At 52.7% G+C, this 5893-nt stretch carries 9 protein-coding genes; 5 read left to right on the forward strand and 4 right to left on the reverse strand.

Annotated features, from left to right (window positions below; genetic code table 11):
- Nucleotides 1-275, forward strand: a 275-nt coding sequence (locus NKF26_RS23805) for a hypothetical protein (protein ID WP_253235023.1), incomplete at its 5' end; no start/stop codon positions are given.
- A gap of 181 nt (nt 276-456) precedes the next feature.
- Here the strand turns inward: NKF26_RS23805 and NKF26_RS23810 are convergent.
- From NKF26_RS23810 to NKF26_RS23825, 4 genes are all read right to left on the reverse strand, one after another.
- Nucleotides 457-945, reverse strand: a complete 489-nt coding sequence (locus NKF26_RS23810) for a phosphatase PAP2 family protein (protein ID WP_253227514.1) — start codon at nt 943-945, stop codon at nt 457-459.
- Between the two features lie 111 nt (nt 946-1056).
- Entirely contained in the window at nt 1057-2418 is a 1362-nt protein-coding gene (locus NKF26_RS23815; protein WP_253227515.1) for a restriction endonuclease, read from the reverse strand.
- Between the two features lie 180 nt (nt 2419-2598).
- Nucleotides 2599-3675 (reverse strand): peptide chain release factor aRF-1, encoded by a 1077-nt coding sequence (prf1, locus tag NKF26_RS23820; protein WP_253227516.1) that lies wholly within the window; start codon nt 3673-3675, stop codon nt 2599-2601.
- Between the two features lie 181 nt (nt 3676-3856).
- Nucleotides 3857-4165 carry a type II toxin-antitoxin system VapC family toxin gene (locus NKF26_RS23825; protein ID WP_369682190.1) on the reverse strand — a complete coding sequence of 103 codons (309 nt, stop codon included), beginning with the start codon at nt 4163-4165 and terminating at the stop codon, nt 3857-3859.
- Nucleotides 4166-4240: 75 nt separating this feature from the next.
- Here NKF26_RS23825 and NKF26_RS23830 point away from each other — a divergent pair, with 75 nt between their 5' ends.
- The 4 genes from NKF26_RS23830 to NKF26_RS23845 all read left to right on the forward strand — a co-directional run bounded on the left by NKF26_RS23830 (nt 4241) and on the right by NKF26_RS23845 (nt 5783).
- Nucleotides 4241-4570 (forward strand): SWIM zinc finger family protein, encoded by a 330-nt coding sequence (locus NKF26_RS23830; protein WP_253227519.1) that lies wholly within the window; start codon nt 4241-4243, stop codon nt 4568-4570.
- A gap of 100 nt (nt 4571-4670) precedes the next feature.
- On the forward strand, nt 4671-4955 hold the full coding sequence (locus NKF26_RS23835) for an AbrB/MazE/SpoVT family DNA-binding domain-containing protein (RefSeq protein ID WP_253235025.1): 285 nt from the start codon (nt 4671-4673) through the stop codon (nt 4953-4955).
- Nucleotides 4948-5409 (forward strand): hypothetical protein, encoded by a 462-nt coding sequence (locus NKF26_RS23840; RefSeq protein ID WP_253235026.1) that lies wholly within the window; start codon nt 4948-4950, stop codon nt 5407-5409. The genes NKF26_RS23835 and NKF26_RS23840 overlap by 8 nt, the downstream gene beginning before the upstream one ends.
- A 92-nt stretch (nt 5410-5501) precedes the next feature.
- Entirely contained in the window at nt 5502-5783 is a 282-nt protein-coding gene (locus tag NKF26_RS23845; protein ID WP_253235027.1) for an SWIM zinc finger family protein, read from the forward strand.
- Nucleotides 5784-5893: the final 110 nt, after the last annotated feature.

The raw sequence follows: 5893 nt of genomic DNA on the forward strand, positions 1-5893 counted from the left end.
AAACCGTCAACGAACTCCGCAACGAAATTCGACAGGCTGTCGGGAGATACGAACGGATGGAATCGACGGCGTTCACGAAAGAAGCCCTTGCAGCAATCTGTACGACGGTAAACTACGATATCGACACGAACAATCTACCATCCAAACCACAAATGCGGGCCGGAATCCTCTGGAAAATCGGCGAACTGGACGACGATGATCCAGAACAAACGTCAAACGCGTTCCGGAAGCCAGAGCTCAAAGCGATTGCAGTTGCACTACAAGATGAGGAGTGATCACTGACTGTGGCGGAAGAAATCGGTCGTCAAGGCAGTCACTACAGTCGACTGGGATACTTTCCCCTGCTGCTTTGACTGCTTTGTATCCCGTTCAGTCTTCGTTATCATTCATCCCCAGTTTACTACATTGGATCCGACGATATTTGCCTTGATTTCGTAGACTATACCGCAGGTATTCTCAATTGAACCCCGCGATTTCACGCAGGTTTTCATCAATTCCGATGCAGGCGTCCGCAATCTGGTTGATATATTGTGCACCGAGTTCCGTGAGAGAAAGTCCAATTCCTCCTGCCATTGCACCTGCCAATATATCTACCGTCCAGTGGTATCCTACGACAACACGGGCGACAGACACAAGACCAGCAACGATGGCAAAGCAAATTCCTGTCACGAAGAGTCGTCGCCGAAGGACCCCAAGCGCGAATGCAACTGTTGCTGTCGCATGTTGGCTTGGGAACGAGTTCTCTGGTGAACCTGATGCCGCCGTTGCTCTTGGATGAACTTGGTAGGGGGCTGGGTGATGATAGAACAACCCCATCCCATATGAGAACAGGAGGCTGATTACAACGACGGCGAACGAATAAAAGGCGTCACGTCGGTAATCAAGTACCCAGCCGATAACGAGTGTCAATGGCAGTAAAAAGATGAGATCGTTCGCGGCAAACATCCATAGTCCTATGTAAGTCATCGTAGTATACCGAGAGGTACTCTGCTCGTTTCGAGTACTTTTTGGTACCCTCGTAGATTCCGCTTGAAAAATGTCAGTGTTCTAGACCCCTCAAAGAGCACCAATCGACGTAAGAACCAGCAACACCACTAGCACGACCGAAACCGCGGTACCAGCCACGAGCGGTTTATTCTCCATTGCCTTCTGCTGGATTGGCATCGAGGCGTACTCCTCGCGGAACGACTCCATGTTCTTCTCGTCGTAGAAGTACTTCGTCTTAAGCGCGAACCGTTCGGTCACTGCACAACCCGTACAGATCGGCGTCTCCTCGACTCGTTCGGACTTGATATGACTACCGCAGTTGATGCTGCCACAGTTCGCACAGTAGGTGAACGCCGACGCGTCCTCGTCGCCACATTGCACACAACGGTGAATGCCGTTTTCAATTGAGACACGCGATGGCCCAGCGGCGTAGTACTCGTAGGGATACGAATACTGTTGTAAATCCGTACGCTGGCGAACGTGCGGAAGATACATTGGCGTGATGGACTGCATCGAAACATCCGATTGTTTGGGTTCGCAGGTCTTCTCATAGTCGACGTTGTTATCGCCAGTGTAGTGGACCGTCGTCGTGTGTCGGGCCCGTATCTGGTCAACGGCCCAGTCTTTGTATTCGGTCTCTGTTTGGCCGAAGCGCTTCACATCGAGGTCGTCGAACTCGTCACGGAACGCATCTTCGTCGAGGTCCACACTCTGGCGCAAATTAGTTGCGACGAGTTGGCCGACGTCGTCATCAAGAACCGTCGGTCGAGACTGGTCAGCGTGAACGACAAACTTGTCCGTTTCGTTGATGCGGTGGATGACGCCGACCGTCGTTTCGAAGACAGCATTCGTCTTGGCAGTAATGACCGCAGTGGGTTCGAACGTTACATGGGCCGTGGAGTGCGGGATGTCTGCGGATTCAATGTTCTCGATATCATGGAACGCCTCTTTCACCGGAGCCTCGATAGTACCAGTTGGATCGAACGGTCGCAGTGTCTCGTCGCAAAGAATCTCGATACGGCCGTTATACAGGTCGAGTCCCACCTTGTTGGCGATTGCACGTAGTCGTTGCCCATCGATGAGTTCGATCAAGTATGGGTCGTCGTTCTGGTCAAGACGCGTTGCATACTCTTTTGCTGGCTCAGTGAATCGGCCAGTCGTGACGACCATCCCTCGCTTGGGACCGTCGTACTCGAAGGTCGCAATCGCAGAGTGGAGTTTTTGGATAACGGGTCGGCCGACAGTTCCGGTGTGTTTGCATTCGACTACGATTCCACGTCGCGTCCCATCGACGACTTCTTCCATGAGAATATCCCGGCCCTCGTCAGCCGTCTTTACCGCTTGCCGGACATTCTCGTAACCAAGATTGCGAAACACATCTTCCATCACATCTTCGAATTCGAAGCCAGACAGGTCGTCCAATACTGCCATCTATTATCGTTTTGAAACTAACTTCTATCTTATAAATATATTGGGACTCGAAAGCCGTGTGCCGCCGGAATTTCGTGGGAGAGCCGATACAACCACAGGTGTTCTCAAGACATCACCCGAAAAATATCGTCATCGATTCTGTCTACTAACTATGGCTACTTTGCATAATAGAAAGCGATCTTACTTCACCGGAAACCGAAGTAGTGCTCCAACACCATTGAAGGCCTTCACGAACTGCGACCCACGTTCGGTATCGGTGTCAATCACATATCCGTCGCCACCCTGTTGTTCGACAGCTGTTTCCAACTCTCCTCGTTGGTCTCGCGGCACTGTCGATGCGATGAGCAGGGACTCAACCGCTCCGAACTCGATCGCTCGCTCTACCTCCTCACCACCATATGCAACCAGCTCACCATCTCGAAGTCGCGAGTAGAACTCATCGAGCCGCTCGCGTCCTTCTCGCTGTTCGGCATCGAGCAGTTGCTCATCTGCTTTTTCGACAAGCTGGTCTAACCCTTGTACGGTCGCATATTCAACCGAGTACGTTCCGAGCAGCCGATTGCGCAACCGATGATCGAGGTAGCCGTCGGAGACGAACCGCTTCGCAGTCGCGAGCGTCCCTCCAACGACGAGCCCGGTAACCGTTCCTTCGTCACCAGTGAATGCATCGGTGGCAATATTACTGACCTGTTGAAAGAACTCGTGGACTTGCCGTTCGCGGTCGCGCTCGAACCGCTGTGCAGATTGTCCACCGGCCCTGGACTTCCCCATCACTTGGCTTTCGAACGTCCGAATCGGGATGATGCGCTCTCCAACGAGTCGTCCAATGGCAGCACCACCACGTTCGATGACGATGAGTCCAAAGGTCTCATTCGGCGTAACTGATTCAACCAAGGGAGTAAGATCGAAGTGATCATCACACCGGTATGTGGACTCGGCAACTGGTGTCGGCAAGTCGTCGAAGACTGTCGAGATTAAGTCCCCATCAACGACACCCGCATAGATCACGAGTCCCGTCTCTGGTGTCCTTTCGTATCGACGGAGGAGCCGTTGGACACGCTTGAGCGCTTGCTGGACATGATCCCGTGTCTGATCAGATTTGATATTCTCAGCACTGGCGTATTCCTGGGCAATTCGTTTTCGAATCGATCCCAACGACTTGCCGTTGGGAACAGTAACGGTGACGAGTTCAGTGCCGTCCCCTGTGAGTGATTCGAGGTGCTCGATCTGGTCGCGAAGGTCGTATATTTGTGACATTGTATACTGGTAGCTTGTGAGTAGTTGATTGGCGATTCCGTGAGGCCGACCTAACGACCCCTGCCACCAGCTATGAAAACAGAGAGATGCCGCTCATCGACTGCACGACCGTATTGGTGCACGAATGTGAGCGGTGCATATCATAAGACAGGAACCGCTCAGCTAAAAGAATTCTGGAGAGTTACGCTTTTGTATCGACTGGCACCCGCTCGAATCCCATCGTCGAAAAATCACTGTCGAAAGCGAACAGATGCTCAATCTCGTGCTCTCGAGCAAGCACTGCACTCGTCTGATCAACAAACGAAATCCCCTGATCGTCGAAACGCTCGAACTCCTCACACGCTGCGTCAAACGTCTGCTTGCCCACCGGAAAGATATTGAACGTCTTCGACTGCCGAACCGTCGAAAGCGCCTCAACAGCCGCTGCATGCCCAATCTGGTACCACATCAACGTCGCAAACTCCGAAAGCACATACCGACTGGTGAACACCAACCTTTATTTCATGTGGCGTATACAATATGGTGGGAAGAACGGTGCCCTGGGGCGTGTGTTGAAACGCGCACAATGGGAACAATTCTCTTCGACGTCGATGCCCCTGGAATGGTCGACGTCACCAACGAGAGCCACGAGAACCCCGATGACCACCAATACGTGGTCTCCATCGACGACGTGACTGGTGAACTGATGGCCTGCACGTGTCCGCACCACGTCCACCGGAACGCATTCTGCAAGCACATGCCCGCTGTCGAAACCGCACCCGACGACGGGACGCTCGACGCCTTCCCCTCCGAGGACGACAACGATTCCGAACCGGAAGGCTGTGACTGTGACGGCCTCAGTGGTTTCCCGTGCTGGCCGTACGTACGAACGGGACGGAAGAAACTGCCGAACTAACCCTACGGACATTCGTTTCGTTGGGAGTGACTCTCGACGAAGGTAGTGAAACACAATGAGAGTCAAAATGATTAAATTGGTTCCCACCGTAAGTGGGAATGTGAGCAAAGTAGACTCAAAGGGACGAATTGTTCTTCCACAAAACGTCCGCCGACGTCTCGGGATTACACCTGGTACCGAAGTCGAAATCCACGAAGAAGACGGTAAGGCAGTCATCGAACCAGAGGACAATCCCGACCAAATCATCACTGATCTCGAAACTATCATCGAAGATGCCGCGGCACACAGAGACCAAACCGAATACGACGAGCTAGATGCCGAAGCGAAGCGCCACGTCAACATTATTCGACGGCAAGCAGATAGCGAAGAGACGAGCGATGAGTGATGAACCATACCTATTCGATGTTGGAGTAACTGCACTCGCACATGCAGGGACACCAGTTAGCGATGTAGCGCTCGCCTATGTTCGACAAGCCATTTCTGGAGAGATCCAGGCAATCGTCCCGCATGCATCTCTTATTGGTGCTCATCACATCCTCTCTTCTGTTTATGGTTTCTCGAACGAGAGGGCATCTGCGCTCATGCAACGATTCATGGATGCAAAGCGGATTCACTGGTACGAGGAACTCGCTGAAGACACTGTTCGGGCTGGCTTCGAGTGTGCTGGTGAAATGAATATTGATGGCTGGGATGGATACTATGCTCAAGTTGCTATTGAGGAGGGAGCAGAAACAATACTCACATTAGACGACGATTTTAATCGGATTGATGAGCTGACCACCGAGGTTATCCTCTCCTCTGAGGAATTTAGAACACTCAACGAATTCCTCGGGTATTAATTCCTGATAGTTGCTCCCTTTCGATGTTGAAGTTCGCTTAGTGAACCGCCTCGGGGTCAAGCCCCGAGGAACTCGCCTTGATTCTTCTGTAGATGTCCAATGAGGGCCACGAGCACCCCGAAGAGCACCAGTACACAGTCTCCATCGACGACGTGACTGGTGAACTGATGGCCTGCACGTGCCCGCATCACGTCCACCGCAACGCCTTTTGTAAACACATGGCCGCCGTTGAAAACGCACCCGACGACGGGACGCTCGACGCCTTCCCCTCCGAGGACGACGAGATCGAACCCGAAGACTGCGACTGTGACGGCCTCGGTGACTTCCCGTGCTGGCCGTGCGTGCGAACGGGACGGACAGAACTGCCGAACTAATCACCGCTTCAGTTTTTCATCTATGGCACGCCAATTGACGTTCTCGGATATCACTGACCAGCGAACGCTGACGGAAAGCGCGAGCACTGTGACTGACGATACACCCGAGA

This window comes from Haladaptatus sp. AB618 (genome assembly GCF_024136965.1).
Taxonomy (GTDB): domain Archaea; phylum Halobacteriota; class Halobacteria; order Halobacteriales; family Haladaptataceae; genus Haladaptatus.